Annotated in this window: 14 protein-coding genes and 6 pseudogenes; 11 read left to right on the forward strand and 9 right to left on the reverse strand. The window is 68.4% G+C overall.

The annotated features are described in order from the left end of the window. Positions 1-50 precede the first annotated feature (50 nt). The 7 genes and pseudogenes from ACH492_RS28320 to ACH492_RS28350 all read left to right on the forward strand — a co-directional run bounded on the left by ACH492_RS28320 (position 51) and on the right by ACH492_RS28350 (position 5,040). A complete protein-coding gene (locus ACH492_RS28320; protein WP_398990492.1) occupies positions 51-449 on the forward strand; it encodes a DUF6223 family protein in 399 nt (132 codons plus the stop codon). 561 nt (positions 450-1,010) lie between these two features. Further along, positions 1,011-1,202: a hypothetical protein gene (locus ACH492_RS28325; RefSeq protein WP_398990493.1), complete on the forward strand. Its 192-nt coding sequence runs from the start codon at positions 1,011-1,013 to the stop codon at positions 1,200-1,202. Positions 1,203-1,757: 555 nt separating this feature from the next. After that, on the forward strand, positions 1,758-1,940 hold the full coding sequence (locus ACH492_RS28330; RefSeq protein WP_398990494.1) for a hypothetical protein: 183 nt from the start codon (positions 1,758-1,760) through the stop codon (positions 1,938-1,940). Between the two features lie 148 nt (positions 1,941-2,088). Further along, on the forward strand, positions 2,089-2,361 hold the full coding sequence (locus ACH492_RS28335; protein WP_398990495.1) for a PadR family transcriptional regulator: 273 nt from the start codon (positions 2,089-2,091) through the stop codon (positions 2,359-2,361). A 17-nt stretch (positions 2,362-2,378) separates the two neighbouring features. After that, a pseudogene (locus tag ACH492_RS28340) lies at positions 2,379-2,633 on the forward strand (hypothetical protein); the annotation flags it as partial. Positions 2,634-3,433: 800 nt separating this feature from the next. Then, positions 3,434-4,051 carry a helix-turn-helix domain-containing protein gene (locus ACH492_RS28345; RefSeq protein ID WP_398990496.1) on the forward strand — a complete coding sequence of 206 codons (618 nt, stop codon included), beginning with the start codon at positions 3,434-3,436 and terminating at the stop codon, positions 4,049-4,051. Then, positions 3,952-5,040 (forward strand): GNAT family N-acetyltransferase, encoded by a 1,089-nt coding sequence (locus ACH492_RS28350; RefSeq protein ID WP_398990512.1) that lies wholly within the window; start codon positions 3,952-3,954, stop codon positions 5,038-5,040. Before ACH492_RS28345 ends, ACH492_RS28350 begins: the two co-directional genes overlap by 100 nt. A gap of 116 nt (positions 5,041-5,156) precedes the next feature. Here ACH492_RS28350 and ACH492_RS28355 read toward each other — a convergent pair whose 3' ends face one another. Further along, on the reverse strand, positions 5,157-5,993 hold the full coding sequence (locus ACH492_RS28355; RefSeq protein ID WP_398990497.1) for a helix-turn-helix domain-containing protein: 837 nt from the start codon (positions 5,991-5,993) through the stop codon (positions 5,157-5,159). Continuing rightward, positions 5,990-6,718: a peptidoglycan-binding protein gene (locus ACH492_RS28360; protein WP_398990498.1), complete on the reverse strand. Its 729-nt coding sequence runs from the start codon at positions 6,716-6,718 to the stop codon at positions 5,990-5,992. The genes ACH492_RS28355 and ACH492_RS28360 overlap by 4 nt, the downstream gene beginning before the upstream one ends. 259 nt (positions 6,719-6,977) lie before the next feature. On the opposite strand from ACH492_RS28360, the gene ACH492_RS28365 reads away from it, so the two are divergent. After that, positions 6,978-7,373 carry a hypothetical protein gene (locus ACH492_RS28365; RefSeq protein ID WP_398990499.1) on the forward strand — a complete coding sequence of 132 codons (396 nt, stop codon included), beginning with the start codon at positions 6,978-6,980 and terminating at the stop codon, positions 7,371-7,373. Between the two features lie 197 nt (positions 7,374-7,570). Here ACH492_RS28365 and ACH492_RS28370 read toward each other — a convergent pair whose 3' ends face one another. From ACH492_RS28370 to ACH492_RS28380, 3 genes and pseudogenes are all read right to left on the reverse strand, one after another. Beyond that, entirely contained in the window at positions 7,571-7,726 is a 156-nt protein-coding gene (locus ACH492_RS28370) for a hypothetical protein (protein ID WP_398990500.1), read from the reverse strand. Positions 7,727-8,008: 282 nt separating this feature from the next. Beyond that, positions 8,009-8,476, reverse strand: a complete 468-nt coding sequence (locus ACH492_RS28375) for a DUF2199 domain-containing protein (protein ID WP_398990513.1) — start codon at positions 8,474-8,476, stop codon at positions 8,009-8,011. Between the two features lie 239 nt (positions 8,477-8,715). Next, positions 8,716-10,021, reverse strand: a pseudogene (locus ACH492_RS28380) (MFS transporter). A gap of 1,467 nt (positions 10,022-11,488) precedes the next feature. Here ACH492_RS28380 and ACH492_RS28385 point away from each other — a divergent pair. Continuing rightward, positions 11,489-11,931 (forward strand): annotated as a pseudogene (locus ACH492_RS28385) (transposase). Positions 11,932-12,060: 129 nt separating this feature from the next. On the opposite strand, the gene ACH492_RS28390 reads toward ACH492_RS28385, so the two are convergent. The 3 genes and pseudogenes from ACH492_RS28390 to ACH492_RS28400 all read right to left on the reverse strand — a co-directional run. Further along, positions 12,061-12,771 carry a hypothetical protein gene (locus tag ACH492_RS28390; protein WP_398990501.1) on the reverse strand — a complete coding sequence of 237 codons (711 nt, stop codon included), beginning with the start codon at positions 12,769-12,771 and terminating at the stop codon, positions 12,061-12,063. Between the two features lie 219 nt (positions 12,772-12,990). After that, on the reverse strand, positions 12,991-13,425 hold the full coding sequence (locus ACH492_RS28395) for a sigma factor-like helix-turn-helix DNA-binding protein (protein WP_398990515.1): 435 nt from the start codon (positions 13,423-13,425) through the stop codon (positions 12,991-12,993). Positions 13,426-13,508: 83 nt separating this feature from the next. Then, a pseudogene (locus ACH492_RS28400) lies at positions 13,509-13,757 on the reverse strand (RNA polymerase sigma factor); the annotation flags it as partial. Positions 13,758-13,947: 190 nt separating this feature from the next. Between ACH492_RS28400 and ACH492_RS28405 the strand changes: the two are divergent. Beyond that, positions 13,948-14,469 carry a suppressor of fused domain protein gene (locus tag ACH492_RS28405; RefSeq protein WP_398990502.1) on the forward strand — a complete coding sequence of 174 codons (522 nt, stop codon included), beginning with the start codon at positions 13,948-13,950 and terminating at the stop codon, positions 14,467-14,469. A gap of 15 nt (positions 14,470-14,484) precedes the next feature. Next, positions 14,485-14,760 (forward strand): annotated as a pseudogene (locus tag ACH492_RS28410) (winged helix-turn-helix transcriptional regulator); the annotation flags it as partial. On the opposite strand, the pseudogene ACH492_RS28415 reads toward ACH492_RS28410, so the two are convergent. Next, positions 14,724-14,980: pseudogene (locus ACH492_RS28415) on the reverse strand (DNA-formamidopyrimidine glycosylase); the annotation flags it as partial. The pseudogenes ACH492_RS28410 and ACH492_RS28415 overlap by 37 nt on opposite strands.

A 14,980-nucleotide genomic window follows, 5' to 3' on the forward strand; every position in this document is an offset into this window, starting at 1 on the left:
AAGGCACAGCGAAACCGCGGAATTCGCCACGCACGAAGGAGGAGAGTGGCATGAGCGCAACAGATGTCCTGACGGTGGCCGCCGAGGGCGGAGTCGTCGGCGACGGGCGGACGGGGGCCAACCTGGCCCTCGGGGTGGGGCTGATCGGCGTGGCCCTCGGCTGGCAGGCCCTGGCCCGCGTCGCCGGCCGTATCAGCACCGGCAAGGCGCGCACCGGCGCCATGTCGGCTATGGCGGTGGGGCTGGTCGGCACGGCCCTCGCGACGCTGCATCTGGCCACCTCCAGTGGTGGCCCCGGCACCGGCAACGGGATCGTGGGAGCCATCGGGGCCATCCCATTGGGGCTGATCGCCATGGCCCTCGGCTGGCGCGCTCTCGCCCGCTCCCGACGCACTGAGCGGACCGCCGACCGCTTCGAACACGAGCGGGAGTTCGGGTCCACCTCATAAGCGCCGCCGGGCCCACCCTGACGGTCCGGCCGGACACGTGAGTTCGGGGCGCTCGTACGCGGCCCGCGGCTCAGTTGGTCCAATAGGCCGCGGTCACCCGACTTTGCACCCCGCTCCTCAAACGCGGCGTTGAGCGCCACGCGAGCGTTCCGGCGCCGCCGAGGCTCGAGACCACCTCGTCTATCAGCCGTCGAAGTGACGAGCCATCGGCGGCGAGGGGGCCGGAGGCCGCGGTCAGGACGACATCGATACAGGAGCGCGAGCCGAAGAGCGAGCGACGCACCTTTCCTCCGGTCTCGGTCCCTGCGTGCCGGACCATGCTGGACATTCGCAACGGCGAGCACGCATTCAGCGTCCTGTATCAGGATTTCAATTGGAAGGGCGACATTTGGGGAGGCGGCTCAACGCTGGCGGCCTACGAGGACAGGCAAGGCCCGGCAGGCCTTCCTCCAGCTCAAGGAGGCACTCGGCTCCTGCCACTCCTTTGAAGGCGAAGGCTGGGTCGGTAGGTTCGCGTCGACGCTCACGCTGGAGCAGGCCCCACAGGTCGGGGACGAAGCCGTGCGTTTCCGCGAGATCACCCCTCTGCCCGAGTATCGCCAGCCCGTGGACCGGAACGAGGAGTTCACCGTGGTGCGGACCGGAAACATCATCGTGACGCTCCAGAAGCTGGACGTCGGTGCCGCCTCATCCTTCCCCATCGACCTGATCAGCAAGCAGGTCGAGCGGCTGCGGAATGCACAGCGCCTTTGAGCGCAGCGGCGCCGCGCCAGTCGGCTTGCCGCGGGTCGGATCTGCCGGGCCACTTCGGCGGATGCTGAGGCTGCCGGACGCAACCGATGGAGATTCCGGAACACGGCGCAGGGAGTCGATCCGTTCCCGCGATGTTGTAGAGGACTTCGGCGGGTGCCGCAGTGGCTTCGATGTCCTCGAGGAGAGCGAGGCGCGAGGCGGCTGAGCGCAGGTCGAGGGACAGCGAGGCCGCGTGATCGGGTTCCGGGGTCGTCATGCCGTCGAGGCTACGAGACAACCGAGGGCGGTAGTCAGGGATGCGCCGTCCCTCACCGCGGCAGCGTCCGATCCCGCAGTGAGCAGGGGACTGTCAGTGGGCAGGACTACGGTCGCGACATGACCATCCCCGACCCCCGCCGCTCCGGTAGCGCCTACCTCCTGGAGATCACCGTCGCATCCGCGCCCGCCGGGCCCGCCCACTGGGAATAACTGCGCCAACTGCTGTACAGGGTTGCCGATTTCGACCCCGCGTCGAAAACCTGGTGAACCCCGCTCGGTGCGCTCGATGCCCGCGCGTTGCACATCCTGCAGCGTCTGTACGACGCTGCCCACACCTTCGGCACCCAGATACGCCTCGAGCCCGTGACCGCCCCAGCCTCCTGGACGGGACCGGTGTTCACCGGCGATGTGGAACTCGCTGCCCTTGCAGCCTCCCGCGCCGACGCCGGACGTCCGATCGGCCACCTGCCGCGCGCGTAGCGGTCGCCCGCTCATGGGGTACTGAGAGCCAGGCGACAGGGAGCGAGAGCTACCCACGAATGTCGTACTCGACATACGGTAGGCGTGATGGTTCACTCGTGACATGGCATCAATTCGTCTGACACGCCCAACACTTGAGGTGATCAAAGTGTTGCTGGCGTCCACTGCCGACGATCCCGCGTGGGGTCTCAAGATCTGCGAGGTAGCCGACCTCGGGTCCGGGACGGTGTATCCCATTCTTGAGCGCCTGGTCGACGCGGGGTGGGTCACCCGGTATGAGGAGACGGGTGAGCACCCGGGGCGGCCGAAGCGGTACTACTACGAACTCACGGCTGTCGGGCAGCATGCAGCCTGCCAGGCCAGGGAGCGGAAGCCTCGATTCTTCGGGCTGCACGCAGCAGTTGAAGGGGGCACCGCGTGAGCACAGATGAGCGGCGCGCTGAGCCCCCTGGCGCCGGTTGGCTGGCCGTTGTCACCGTACTGGCACCTGTGCTGTTCGGCACCGCTGCAGTGATCTTCCTGCTGGTCGGCTACATCCTGAAGATGCTCAGCCCCACTCCTTCGTTCGCCGAGCCCCTGGTCGCCGCTGGCTGGTTCTTCGGTGCGCTCACGGCGGCCGCGATCCTGGTCGCCGCCATCGGACTGCTGATCACCGCGCTGCGCAAGGGCGTGACGCAGGCGGTGGAGGAGGAGCGTGAGGCCCCCAGGGCAACGTTTAACCGGGGCAACAGGGCCGCCCTTCGGACTCTGGACTTCGCTTCCTTTGTTGCCGGAGACCGTAGGGCACATCTCCGGGAGGAGTGGGCCGCAGTCCTGGCTGGCGATCCCGGGAACGGCATCGTCCTTTCTTCACGCCGCAGGATGCGGTACGCCATCGGCTTTCTCTGGGCGGCCCTCCGAATGCGGCTCCGCGACCTCGCTGCTCCACTGTGGATGCCTGTGGACTGGCTGCTGTCGGCGGAGTCGCGCACGAACGGGTTCATGGCGCTGGCCGTCGGTGCGCAGGTCGTGTACATCCAGTACAAGGACGGTTTGCACGCCCTTGTCACCGAGGGCTGGGGCTGGTGTGCCGGATGCGGAATCGCCCTCCGGCTGTTCGTCAGCTGGCTCCGCAGAATTCGCAGCATCGAGCTCGCGTCGACGCACAGCAACTCTAGAGACCGGTAGCGACCCATGAACGGTACGCAGCAACTTCCACCTGGGTAACTACGAGACCTTCGCGACCGGCCCGCGCCCATGGGCGCACCGGGCAGTCGCCGGGCTGTAGGGCACCTGGCGCATGCGGCGCTGATGTACGCGGGTCAGAGACGCCGGGCTTCGCCACACACCCCGGCTCTCTCGGAGGGAGCACGGGCTTCGGGGGACCCCTGCGGTGGCCAGCAGCAGCGCCCCGTCGAGCGGCACGGCACGGTGCCACCAGTCCGGGCCGAGCGATCGTCGCCACAATTCCGAAGCGCTGGGAGGGCAGCCGGTCCGCGTTCTGGACCTGAACCGTGAAGGGCGCCTGCGCAGGTCAGGCTTGCGGCTGGTTTGCAGGGCGCCCTATCCGGTCCGCTGCGGCGAGGGATCGTGGTGCTGATGTCCGCCCAGGGCCAGACGGTCAAAGACATCACCTCGCTGATGCAGGTCGGCGAGGACTATGTGCGCGATGTCATCCACGCGTCGACGAGCGGGGGTTCGACGCGCTGGACCCAAAATGGAGCGGGGGACGCCCGAAGGCGATCGGTGAGCGGGTGCGCGCGCACATCCGCCTGATCGCCCGGACCTCCCCCGCCGACTGGAACATCGCAGCTTTCTCCACCTGGAGCCTCGCCAAGCTCGCCAAGCATCTGGTCGAACGGCACGTGGTGCCCAGGATCAGCCGGGAGACCCTGCGGCGCATCCTGCGCGAGGGCAACGTCTACTGGCAGTCGACCACGACGTGGAAGACCTCCACCGACCCGGACTTCATCGCCAAGATGCACCGGGTCCTGGCCCTGTACGACACCCGACCGGCGGACGGGCGGGTGATCTGCGTCGACGAGTTCGGCCCGCTGAACCTGATGCCACGCAGGGCAAAGCGTGGCGCGCGGCAGGCAGGCCCCGCACCTACAACCAGTACGGCGGGATGATGCACATGCTCGCCGCCCTCGACCTGGCCACCGGGAAGATCTACTACCGGATCCGCCAGCGCAAGCGGTGGCGCGAGTTCCTCGGCCTGCTCAAAGCCCGCTCCCGGTGGCCCGGCGAGAAGCTGTACATGGTGCTGGACAACTCTTCGCCGCACAAGCACACCGAGGTCCGTACCTGGGCTGCCGACAACGACGTCGAGCTGGTCTTCCTGCCGACCTACGGCTCGTGGCTGAACTGGATCGAATCGGAGTTCGCCGCCCTGCGCTACTTTGCCCTCAACGGCACCGACCACCGCACCCACACAGAGCAGAACGCCGCCATCGGCGCCTACATACGTTGGCGCAACGCCCGCGCCGAACCGAAAACCAACTTCGCGCCCGAATCACCCGTCCGCAAGTGGACCGAAATACCCAGTCAGGGCCGCCTGACACAGCTCTACGATCTTCGTATGAGCGACCGGAGCCTGGCAGACGAAGAGCTACAGACCGCCCGACTATCACTGCGGCGTCCGATCGAAGCCGACATCGATGCGATCTTTGCGATCCACAGCGACCCCGGAACCTGCCTGCACAATCCCTCCGACGCCCTCGGCCAGCTCGAAGAGGCTGGAGAGCTCTATCAGCGCTGGAACGACCAGTGGCACAGCTGCGGATATGGCTACTGGGTCGTCCGACGCCACAACTCTGCCCTGCAGCTGGGATTCTGCGGGATCAAGCCCATGGAACTGAACGGCATGAAGGTCCTCAACCTCTTCTACCGCTTCGCCACCTCTGCATGGGGCCATGGCTTCGCCAGCGAGGCCGCGACCGCGGTCACCACCTGGGCATCCCGGCGCATTCCCGACCTCCCGCTGATCGCCCGAGTCCGGCCGACCAACGCCGCCTCCCAGCGCGTGGCGGTACGTGCCGGCCTGACCCGGGCGGAACACCTCGACGGAGCCGGATACGACGGCTTCGACTGGATCTACGCAGCGAAGCTGCGGAACTGAGCAGACCCCGAGCACGTGCGTCCCTCACCGAAAGCTACATATGGCCGCCAACGTTCCGAGCCGAACCACTAGCTGGTTCTCTGACGCGTAAATAGGGAGTCGAGTAGGACCCGCGATCACTGCTGAGGGGCTCCGGTGAGGCACTCGGGCGGGCTGCCGGAGGCCGCGTGCAGACAGGCGCGGGCCGAGGCCGGGTCCTCGGCCGCGGCCATCGGCGTAGAGCGGTACGCGGCGGAGTCGCGGGGTCCGGCGACCACGCGCTGAACGGGTCTGCCGGGAACGGTCAGCTCGACCCTGTCCCCCGTCCGCAGTCCCGTCGCCCGCACCCACACCGCGCCGCAGGACTGCGCGTACCGGATCTGCAGCCGCTGTCCGCCCGTCGCGGTGCGGGCGCCGGCCGGGGTTACCATTCCCGCGCCGCCGCAGGCCATGCGCACCGGGTCCTGCCCCTCGCACGCCGGGCCGGAGCAGCCGGGCAGACGCGGCGGGGAGGACTCGGCCGACGGCGCGGAGTCCGCGGACGCCAGGGGTCGCGCCGAGCCCTCGTCTCCCCGCGCGACCAGTGCCGTCGTCACGGCGCCGGCCACCACCGCACCAGCGCACACCAGGAACACGGCGGGCCCAAGGCGCGGCGCCGTTCGCCACGTACGGCGGGGCGGTACGGGAACGTCCTTGGCCACCACGGCCGTTGCCGGTGCCGACCGCCCGCTCCACGCGGCGTCGGCCAGCTCCCAGAGCGCGAGCAGCCGTTCCACCGGCTCTCCGGCCAGCGCGCACAGGGCCTGCACCGCCTGCCGCGGCACCGGCTGCTTGCCGTTGAGGTAACGCTCCCAGGACGACTTGCTGTACGGGGTGCGCGCCGCGAGCGCGGCCAGACTCAGCCCCGTACGCTCACGCAACTCCCTCAGATGGGCCGCGAGTTCGCCGCACTCCACCGCCTCGCGCGCGGTCACCTGCGCAACTCCCCCCAGGTGTCGGGCCCGACGATCCCGTCCTGGACCAGCCCGCGCTCCTTCTGGAACTTCCGTACGGCGGCCTTGGTTCGCTCCCCGTACACACCGTCCTTCGTACCGGGGTCGAATCCATTGCGTTCGAGCAGGCACTGGGCCTCGACCACGGTAGCTCCGCGGCTGTCGATGTCGAGCAGCGCCTCGCGGGTCACGCTGTGCCCCGCGTACGGCATTCCGTCCTTCTCCCCCTTCTCGCAGCTGTACGTCACCGGCGCGGCGGGCTCGTTCTGCCACAGCCGCGCTGTCGCCAGCCCGGCGCCGAACGCGAGGACGAGAGCGAGGGCGAGAACGGTGAGCGTGGCCGCGCCGCGGGCTCCGGAAGTCCGCACGGGTGCGCCCTCCCTGCTCCCTGCGGCCTCGGGGGGCACGTCCGCCCCGTCGTCCACGGGCGCCGTCTCTCCGGACTCCTTCGTCCGTGCCGCCACCTCGTGCAGGACGAGCAGCCGTGTCGGCGCCGTGCCGGTCACCGCCGCCAGCTCCTCGACGGCCTGACGCGGCACGGGCTGCTTGCCGTTGAGATACCGCTCCCAGGACGAGCGGCTGTACGCGGTCCTGGACGCCAGCGCGGCGAGGCTGAGGCCACTGTGGTCCTTGAGCCTGCGTAACTGGACGACGAGTTGGCGCTCACGCTCGTCGAGCGCGGCGGGCAGTTCCTTCCATCGGGTCATGTGAGATTCCCCCTCCTTCATTTCAGGGAGCTCCGCCCGCGCGGGACGGTTCCCTCCGGCGCGCGCCTCCACTCGATCCGGACACGTCCCTTCGTCCCACGGCGGCGTCTTGGGACGCCATGTCTCAGCAGGTCGGCGAGGAGTTCGTCCCACAGCGGCCCGTACCGGCCGGCTCCCCTGGCACGGCCCGGAGTTGGCGCAGGACAGTCGTCGCCGTGCCGGGCGGCAGTGCCCGGCCGACAACGGAGGGAACCGATCCATGAACGCACGCAAGAGCCTCGCCCTCGCGACGGCGACGATGGCCCTCGGCGGCGGGCTCGCCCTCGCCCCCGCGGCCGGTGCCGCCGAGGCGGGCAGCGGTGACTCGGCCGCTGCCGCAGCCCCCACGTGCCGGCAGGACAGCATCACCGTGCCGTCCGACCGCGGCGCGGTGGCCTATTGGGAGTGCCGGCGCAAGGTCAACAACAAGTGGCAGTCCAGCGTCCAGATCTGGGTGTACGACAAGAAGGCCGACGGCAAGTGCGTCTACGGTCACGTCAAGATCGGAGGGTGGTACAAGGCCTACAAGGCCTGCCCCAAGGGGAACAACGTCAGGGGAGCCCGCACCGGCTGGCACAACGGCTACGACGCCCAGGTCTGGATGACGATCCGCTGACAACCACGGCGGCAGGTACGGCAGTGGCCCGCACCCTCACGGGGAGATGCGGGTCACCGCCTTGCTCACGCACGGCGGGGCTGGGCAGTCGGTCGCGGGGGCGCCGCGCGCTTGGCTGCCTCGCTGTGCCGAACGCACCGAAATCACCGGTCCGCCGCGATCAGACCAGCTCAACCACCCGAAGCGAAACAGCGAGGTCAACTGCGGCAGCGGGTCCGCTTCTCGGCCCTCGCCTTGGCCAAGGCGGCGGCGTGGGTGCCGTCGGCGGTACGCGACGCGGGCAGCTCGATGCGGTGGCGCTCCTTCAGCTGCTGCTGGTGGAGGCCTTCGGGCTGGCGGGCCCAACGGTCCAACCCCCACCGCTCGTACCGCTCGGCGCGCTCGGCGGCGGTGGCCGAGCGGCGGGCCGCCCTCGTACGCGGGGGCCGGAGGCAGGGCGATGCCGCCCCAGCGCTCCTGGAAGGCCACGGCCCGGTCGATCTCCGCAGCGGGTATCCCGTGGTTGAGCCATACGTCCCGATAGGGCCTGATGTCCTGGCGGGGAACACGCAGCCCGTGCACCTTCACGAAGTACCGGGCCCGGCGGCTCAGGCCTTCTGGCGCCTGCGGGGTCAGCGGCACTCGTGCGTCCGCCATCACGGCTGCCGCCCGTCGCGGGATGGGTGCAGCACTGCCTCGGCGATCTCCCGTAGGCGATCCCAGGTGATTCCCGTGCGCTGTTCGACGGCGAGGGGGTGGTCGGTGGGTTCGAGTTCGACGAAGGGTCGCTCACCGACTGGGCGGGTATGGACGTGGGTCTTCAGGTTGAGAGTCGAGGACCAATAGACCGAGAGGTCAGTGGTGAGCCAGCCGAAATAGGGCTTCTCCGCCTCTCGGCCAGGGGTGTCCCAGAGGTCCACCGCGCGGGAGAAGTTCTCGCGGCTGAGGGAGACCCAGACAGCCCAGGAAAACACCTCGTCGCTGCCGATGACCGGTATCTCGATCAGGCCCTTGACGAAGTAGTGCTGCGCATGGATCACGCACTGGTCCGACGAGAGCAGGCAGTCGTCGGCGTCGGCGAAGGCCGGATCCCACACGGCCGGGGCCGCGGCCGTGTAGTTCATGGGCAGCTCAAGGTGGTGCGCCCCACAGCATGAGCAGATGAATCCGAGATCACTGGTCATGACGTGGAGCCTAGTGATCGGCTTCGCCACCCTCGGTCGGCACCCACCTGCACCACCGGCGGGCCCATGCGGGGCACCTACAGCGCTCAGGCGGGCCAACTCGAAGGTTGTGACCGCGCTTCCGTGATGGTTACGACCGCTGACGGAGTTGTGTCGGGTATTCGCGGCGATAGAAGCCGTCACGCAGACGGGACCGGAGTCTCCGGCGGGGCGGGAAGCGTTCGTCCCAGGCGGGCGAGTGGGGACAGGGCCATCAGTGCCGGCGACAGCAGCATGCCTGCGGCTGTTACCAGGAGGCTGGTGCGCGTCCCCCACACTTCCGCGAGAAAGCCGCCGAGCAGCGAGCCGAGCGGGGTCAGCCCCATGCCGACAAAGTTGATCGTCGCGGCCGCGCGGCCTTGCATCCCGTCAGGAGTGACGGTCTGCCGGACGGCCATGACCGTGACATTCACCAGCTGGCTGAAGGTCCCGAAGACGAAGTTGACCGTAAGGAGCGGGGGAACCGTCACCACAGGGGAGCCGTGCAGTGCAGGCACAAACAGGAACACGCCGTCGCCGAGTGCTGCCGCGGACACGAGCACAGTGCCATATCCGAAGCGGCTCGGTAGGCGGGCGGCCAGCAGCGAGCCCAGGAGTGCGCCCGGCCCCGTCGCCGCGAGTGCCAGCCCGACGGCGGTGCCCGACAGGTGCAGGTCCCGTGGCAGGAGCAGCAGATAGACGGTCATCACAGCCGCGAAGAAGAACTGGAAGGCGGCTGATGCGAGGCACACCGTCCGCAGCGAGGTGTCGCTGGCGACAAAGCGGAGGCCCTCATGGATGCGCCGCCAGACCCGAGGAGGACGTTGCGAGCGTTCCGGGATGGATTCGCGGCGACCGATCCGTCGGATCGACAGGAACGACAGCGCGAAAAACAGCGCGCTGGAGGCGGCAGCGATCGGCGCCGACAGCACAGACACCAACGCACCGCCGAGGGCGGGACCGCCGATCTGCGCGGCGGACCGACTGCCCTCGAGCGCGCTGTTGCCCCGCACCAACTGATCGCGTTTCACCAGCCGTACCAAAGACGCCTGGTATGCCACGTCGAAGAACACGGACAGAGCCCCGACGGCGAAGGCAACCACGAACAGCGCTGGCAGGCCGAGCCCACCGAGGAGGCCGGCCACGGCGGCGGCGCCCAGTGCCAGGGCCCGACCGGCGTCCGTCAGCACCATCACCGTACGGGTCCGCCACCTGTCCACCCACGCACCAGCGAAGAGTGACAGCAGCAGGATCGGCGCCTGCCCCACCGCGCGCAGGGCGCCCAACTGGCCCGCACCGGCGTTGAGCGTCAGGACAGCGAAGAGCGGCAGAACCACCAGAACTTGCATGTTCGCCCAGTTGGGAGGCCGTCTGGCCCACCCAGAGCCTGCGGAAGTCGCCGTCCCGCCACAGGCTTGACGGAACAGGTCGACCGGAATCGGATACAGCGGAGGAAGAGGACGGCACAGGGACCCCTCGGATGACCGAAGACGAGACCCGCCAACCGGCGCACGACAGGTGCACCGACCATTTCAGGCAGCGGGAAAGGAAGGCTCGCTATGCCGCGCATCAAGGGCAGCACGCGATGACAGGCCCGCTCACGGCCTAAAACGTCAACGCGTGCTCGGACGACCGACCATGTCTTCGCTCCTCGTGAGTCACTCGCTGCGCGAACACTAGCTCCCGCCCGGCAGGGCACGAAAGGCGTTTAGGGGCCGGGCAGACGGCGGGAGGAGCGCGGCTGTTCGCGCCGGGTCACGAGTGTGGGGCGGCTCAACTGGTCGCTCGGGCCCCGAGGCCGCATGTGACCCCAGAGCCCTGGACTGGCACCGCCTGGACTGCAGGACCGTTCCGCCAGGGGAGCCCTCTGGTATGCGGGTGGAGACACTTGAAGACGTTCTGTTGCCGGGTCTGAGCCTCAAGGCGCGGCAGCTCTTCGCCGTCGAGGGCTACTTGGTGGTCGACGCGGCAGGGTGCAGCCCGCCCGGCAGGTGTCCTCGCTGTCCGGACGCGCCGCCTTCGCGGCGTCCGGACCAGGCTCGGGATGAAGCGGCTCTCGCCCTTGGCGGGCCTGCGACCTGGACGAACTCTTCGCCGCTGGCGCCCGCCCAGCCCCCACTGGACCTGTTCAAGTCCCACCTCCAGCAGCGCCGGTCGGCCGTATCAGCGCCCTGCCCACGCCAAAGTCTCGGCATGGACTGGTCCTGGGCAGCCTTCGAAGCCTCGATGCCAGCGCGCGCACCCCACTTGGCACTGTGCCTCCGCGACAGTCCAGATCGCGGCAGCGCACCTCTCATTGCGAACGAGTGTTCTCGGCTATCGGTGTTGGGGGAGGCGCGCTATCGTCGGCGCGTTGGACTCCTGCTCAGTGTCCGGGGGACGCATGCCATTTCGGGCCGGGCGGCTGAGAGTTCAACTTCCATGTCGCGGGTCGGGCTCGCTCATCGATCTGGACCCCTTTGGCTGCCCCGGAGGGGCATCCGGCCCACCCCCTGGCTGCGATGCGGGGACGTCCAGCCCGCCTCCGGGATGCGACGCCGGCACGTCGGGTCCGCCGCCCGGCTGTGACGCGGGGACATCGGGTCCACCGCCGGGTTGTGACGGGGGGACGTCCGGTCCGCCTCCGGGGTGCGACGCCGGGACGTCAAGCCATCCCGCGCCTCATTCGGCATTCTGCCCGAATCCGCCGCCACCGACCTGCGACGCGGGCACTTCTCCGGCGCCCCAGCCAGCCGAGCGCGACGAGGAGAAGATCGCTGCGTGGAAGGACGAGCAGTGGCCCGTCATAAAAGGACGGCGGCGGACCTGGGGGCCTGGCTCTGTTTCGAGGACGAGGCCGGTCAGGGTCTGAGGCCGCCCAAGGGGCGCACCTGGAGCCGGCGCGGCCACACGCCGGTGGTGCGGGTCACCGCCGCGGGCACCAAACGCGTCTCGATGGCGGCGCTGATCTGCACCAAGCCCGGCCACCCGCCCCGGCTGATCTACCGCATCCACCTCGACCGCGGCCCCGCCAAGGGCCGACGCAAAGGCTTCACCGAGACCGAATACGCCCGTCTGCCGGATGCGGCCACCAGCAGCTCGGCTGTCCGCTCGTGCTGGTCTGGGACAACTTGAACACCCACGTCAGCCGCACCATGCGGGAGCTGATCGCCTCCCGATTATGGCTGACAGTCTACCAACTGCCGCCGTACGCACCGGAGTTCAACCCGGTTGAGGGGGTGTGGTCGCTCCTGAAGAGGTCTCTGGCCAATCTCACCAAGCACAGCCTCGAACAGCTCACAGCGTTGGTGAAGACCCGGCTCAAACGGATGCAGTACCGACCTGGTCTCATCGACGGCCTCATCACCAAGACCGGGCTCGACCTTCAACCGCCGTAACCCAGCCATTGAAGATCTCTAGGGGCCCGTCCCGGATGTGATCTCCCTCTGCCCTCACTGTGCCTGACGACATGAGTGGGCCGCCCAGTCCTCAGGGCCCGCGATGAGGGTGGTCGCCGCCAAGCGGGATCACTTCTTGACGCGGGAAGTCCGATAGAGCTCGGCGGTGAGGTCGGCCAGCTCCGGCGCAGTTGCGTGCCTGAGTTCGGTGGCGGCCACGGTGCTGTGGTCGGCCCAGATGCAGACCACGTGCGGTGTCCTCGTCACGGTGCCCTTGTACACGTTCTTGACTGTGTGCAGGCTCTTCCGGCACTTCATCACGGCGCCCTTGAAGTCCTCCAGGTCGAACGTCTTGGGGCCGCCGACCCACTTCGTGTCGCTGAAGCTGAAGCTGAAAGGGAGCTGCTCGCTCTTCTCGATCGAGCGGAACATGCGGGCGACCGCTTTGTCGGGGTCAGGAATCCGGCCTTGGAGTCCTCTGAAGACCAGGTAGCGGGCACCTTCCGCGTTAACGTCGCCCAGCACGTAGTCGGCGCCCGTGCCGGTCGCTTTCCCGACGATCCTGTTGGCGTCCTTCGGTTCGATACCGATACCCCAGACCTCCGTCTGGGCCGCATCGCAGTCCGCGTCGGAGGGCTGGCCCGCGCAGTCCACGATCCCGACATAGGTGTTCCCGTATCTGCGGTGCTCCTTGTATTCGCCGACCAACCGAGGCGGGGCAAGCTTGTACCCGCTGGTGTCGGCTCCCTCGGACGCCGCCGTGCAGCCCGAGCCCGCGAGCACGAGGAGCGCCCCTACGCCCACGGCGATCAGGGCTGTTTGCAGTTGTCCGGTACGCATGGGCTGTGTTCCTCCGTCGTCGGTTCAGGCGGTTCGACCACCGTGAGCCGCAGAAGGTTGCTTTGAGGCACCCGGCGTACGTACAAGCGCAGCGGCCTGTCTGACGCGGCGAATGGTCCGTCAGCCACCGGTGACCACACCACGGTCGATCTTTCGACGGCCTCATCACCAAGACCGGGCTCGACCTTCAACCGCTGTAACCCCAGCCATTGGAGATCTCTAGACACGTCGAGCGTCCCCCTCATCGGCTTCAGGCCGCAGCCACTTCTCAAGGAGGATCTCCTCCAGCTCTCGCTGCTGCTTTTGCTGCCGTTCGATAAGCAGGGCGGCCTCCGGCGGCTTGGTGATCTTTGCCTTGTATTGCGTGTTGGCCGACAAGTGCCAAAGGAGGAGGGTCACGCCGCCAAGCCCCAAGGCGGACCAGTCACCACTCCGGATGCTCAGGAAGATGAGGCACATCGGGGTCAGGTACAGCGCCAGGCGGGCGACCGCCCGCGCGACATGAACGGCAAAAGTGCCGGGGTGCCTTCCGGTCATCTGTGACGTCTCGTGCTGGGTGAAGCCGTACATCTTGGCCGCCACGACCGCAGCGGCCTGCTGCTGCGGCAGCTGGCGAACGCCGTCGCGGACCATGACGCGATCGGTGACGAGCACTCCCACGTCCCGGCCGTGCGCGGCGGAAGTGCGCAACTGCGCCAGGCGCTTGGCCTCCCATTGCCGTTCCTGGTGAGCCTCTCCGCCCAGTGCGCGGCCTCGCGCCGCAGCGTCGTGTAGATGTACGCGCGCGGCTCGCGCAGCTCATCCATGCTGCGCAGCGCCCTCTCGAACGCCGTCTGCACGAGGTCCTCGGCGCCGACCACGGCTTCGGGAACGTCGCGTTCTCGAAGCAGCCGGGCGGCCACCGTCGTCATCTCATCCCGGTATTCGCGGTACACGACGGCCAGAGCGTCGGCGTTTGGCGACCGTACCGCCTCGGTGTCAGCCATGGCGCTTCCCGCGAGAGCCGTGCCGGCTTCAACGACCGCGGCAGCGACGGGTCGCCACCAGGACGGAGGCGGCCTCGGGACTGGTGAGCTCGCATGTTGAGGTGTCGCGTATTCGCGGCTGAGGCCCGCAACTCCATGACGCTGTGTGAGCGGTCAGGGGTGGTCGATCGCAGTCTGGGATGATCGCGCGGTGAGTGATGCGAGGCTGCTGGCCGCGGAGGCTGTTGAGTCACACGTCCGGGCGTTCTTCATAGGGCATTCCGTGGAGGTCGTCGACTACGACCTCGGGCCAGAACGGCTGGAGGTAGTGCCCGATCTGCGAGTTCTCGTTGTGAGGCCCGGCCCCCGCAGCGACAGCTGGGCATATGTGACCGCCGGGTGCTGGGCCCCGATGGAGAAGGACGGTCATGGTCTTGAGTTCGTCATGACCGCGCACGTCCGCGACCAGCGGTTCATCGAGCTCATGGCGATGATCGCCTACTACCACTGCGGAGGGCATCAACTCGACCTGGAGCACAGCATGCCGATCGGTGAACCGTGGGTGCCGGGTTCGACCTGCGACCACCTGCTGATCAGCCTGCCCTATCTCCACGGACCCGACCTTGAACACTGTCCGCTTCCCGGGGGACACGCCCGCATCCTGTGGACACTGCCTGGGACGACCGCCGAGATCGAGTTCCGCAGGCGTCACGGACACGAGGCGTTGGTATAGGACCGCCACCCGCCTGGTCGCTTCCGCTTCAACGAGCTGCGCCGCCGGGTCGACGGCGTGAGCGAGAAGATGCTGTCCCAGACCCTGCATGCCCTGGAGCGCGACGGTCTCGTACAACGGGAGGCGCAGCCGACGAACCCGCCGCGGGTCGACTATGAGCTCACCCCACTGGGGCACGAGGTCGCCGAGCGGCTACTGGGCCTCATCCGTTTCCTGGAGGGCCGGATGCCCGAGGTGCTGGCGGCGCGGGAGCGTTACGACGAGATGCGCGAGGGCCTCGGCAGCCGCTGACAGCGGGGGTAGCTGGAATGATTCGTCCAGGCGCATCGGGGTGCCGCAGCGGCGGCAGGGCTCGTCCTCCCGGCCGTAGGCGTCCAACGAGCGGTCGAATAGCCTTGTTCGCCGTTCACGTTCACATGCAGGCTGTCGAAGCTGGCGCCGCCGACAGCCAGGCCACGTTCATCACGTCCCGTACGTGACCGAGCAGTTCGACCGAGCGGGGCGGGGGATG

The organism is Streptomyces sp. NPDC019443, assembly GCF_044389785.1.
Lineage (GTDB): Bacteria > Actinomycetota > Actinomycetes > Streptomycetales > Streptomycetaceae > Streptomyces.

Excerpts from the sequence above, each read along its gene's own strand:
- ACH492_RS28360 (WP_398990498.1), bottom strand. The coding sequence starts at position 6,718 with ATGACCCGATGGAAGGAACTGCCCGCCGCGCTCGACGAGCGTGAGCGC.
- ACH492_RS28375 (WP_398990513.1), bottom strand. The coding sequence starts at position 8,476 with ATGAACTACACGGCCGCGGCCCCGGCCGTGTGGGATCCGGCCTTCGCC.
- ACH492_RS28320 (WP_398990492.1), top strand. The coding sequence starts at position 51 with ATGAGCGCAACAGATGTCCTGACGGTGGCCGCCGAGGGCGGAGTCGTC.
- ACH492_RS28390 (WP_398990501.1), bottom strand. The coding sequence starts at position 12,771 with ATGCGTACCGGACAACTGCAAACAGCCCTGATCGCCGTGGGCGTAGGG.
- ACH492_RS28365 (WP_398990499.1), top strand. The coding sequence starts at position 6,978 with ATGAACGCACGCAAGAGCCTCGCCCTCGCGACGGCGACGATGGCCCTC.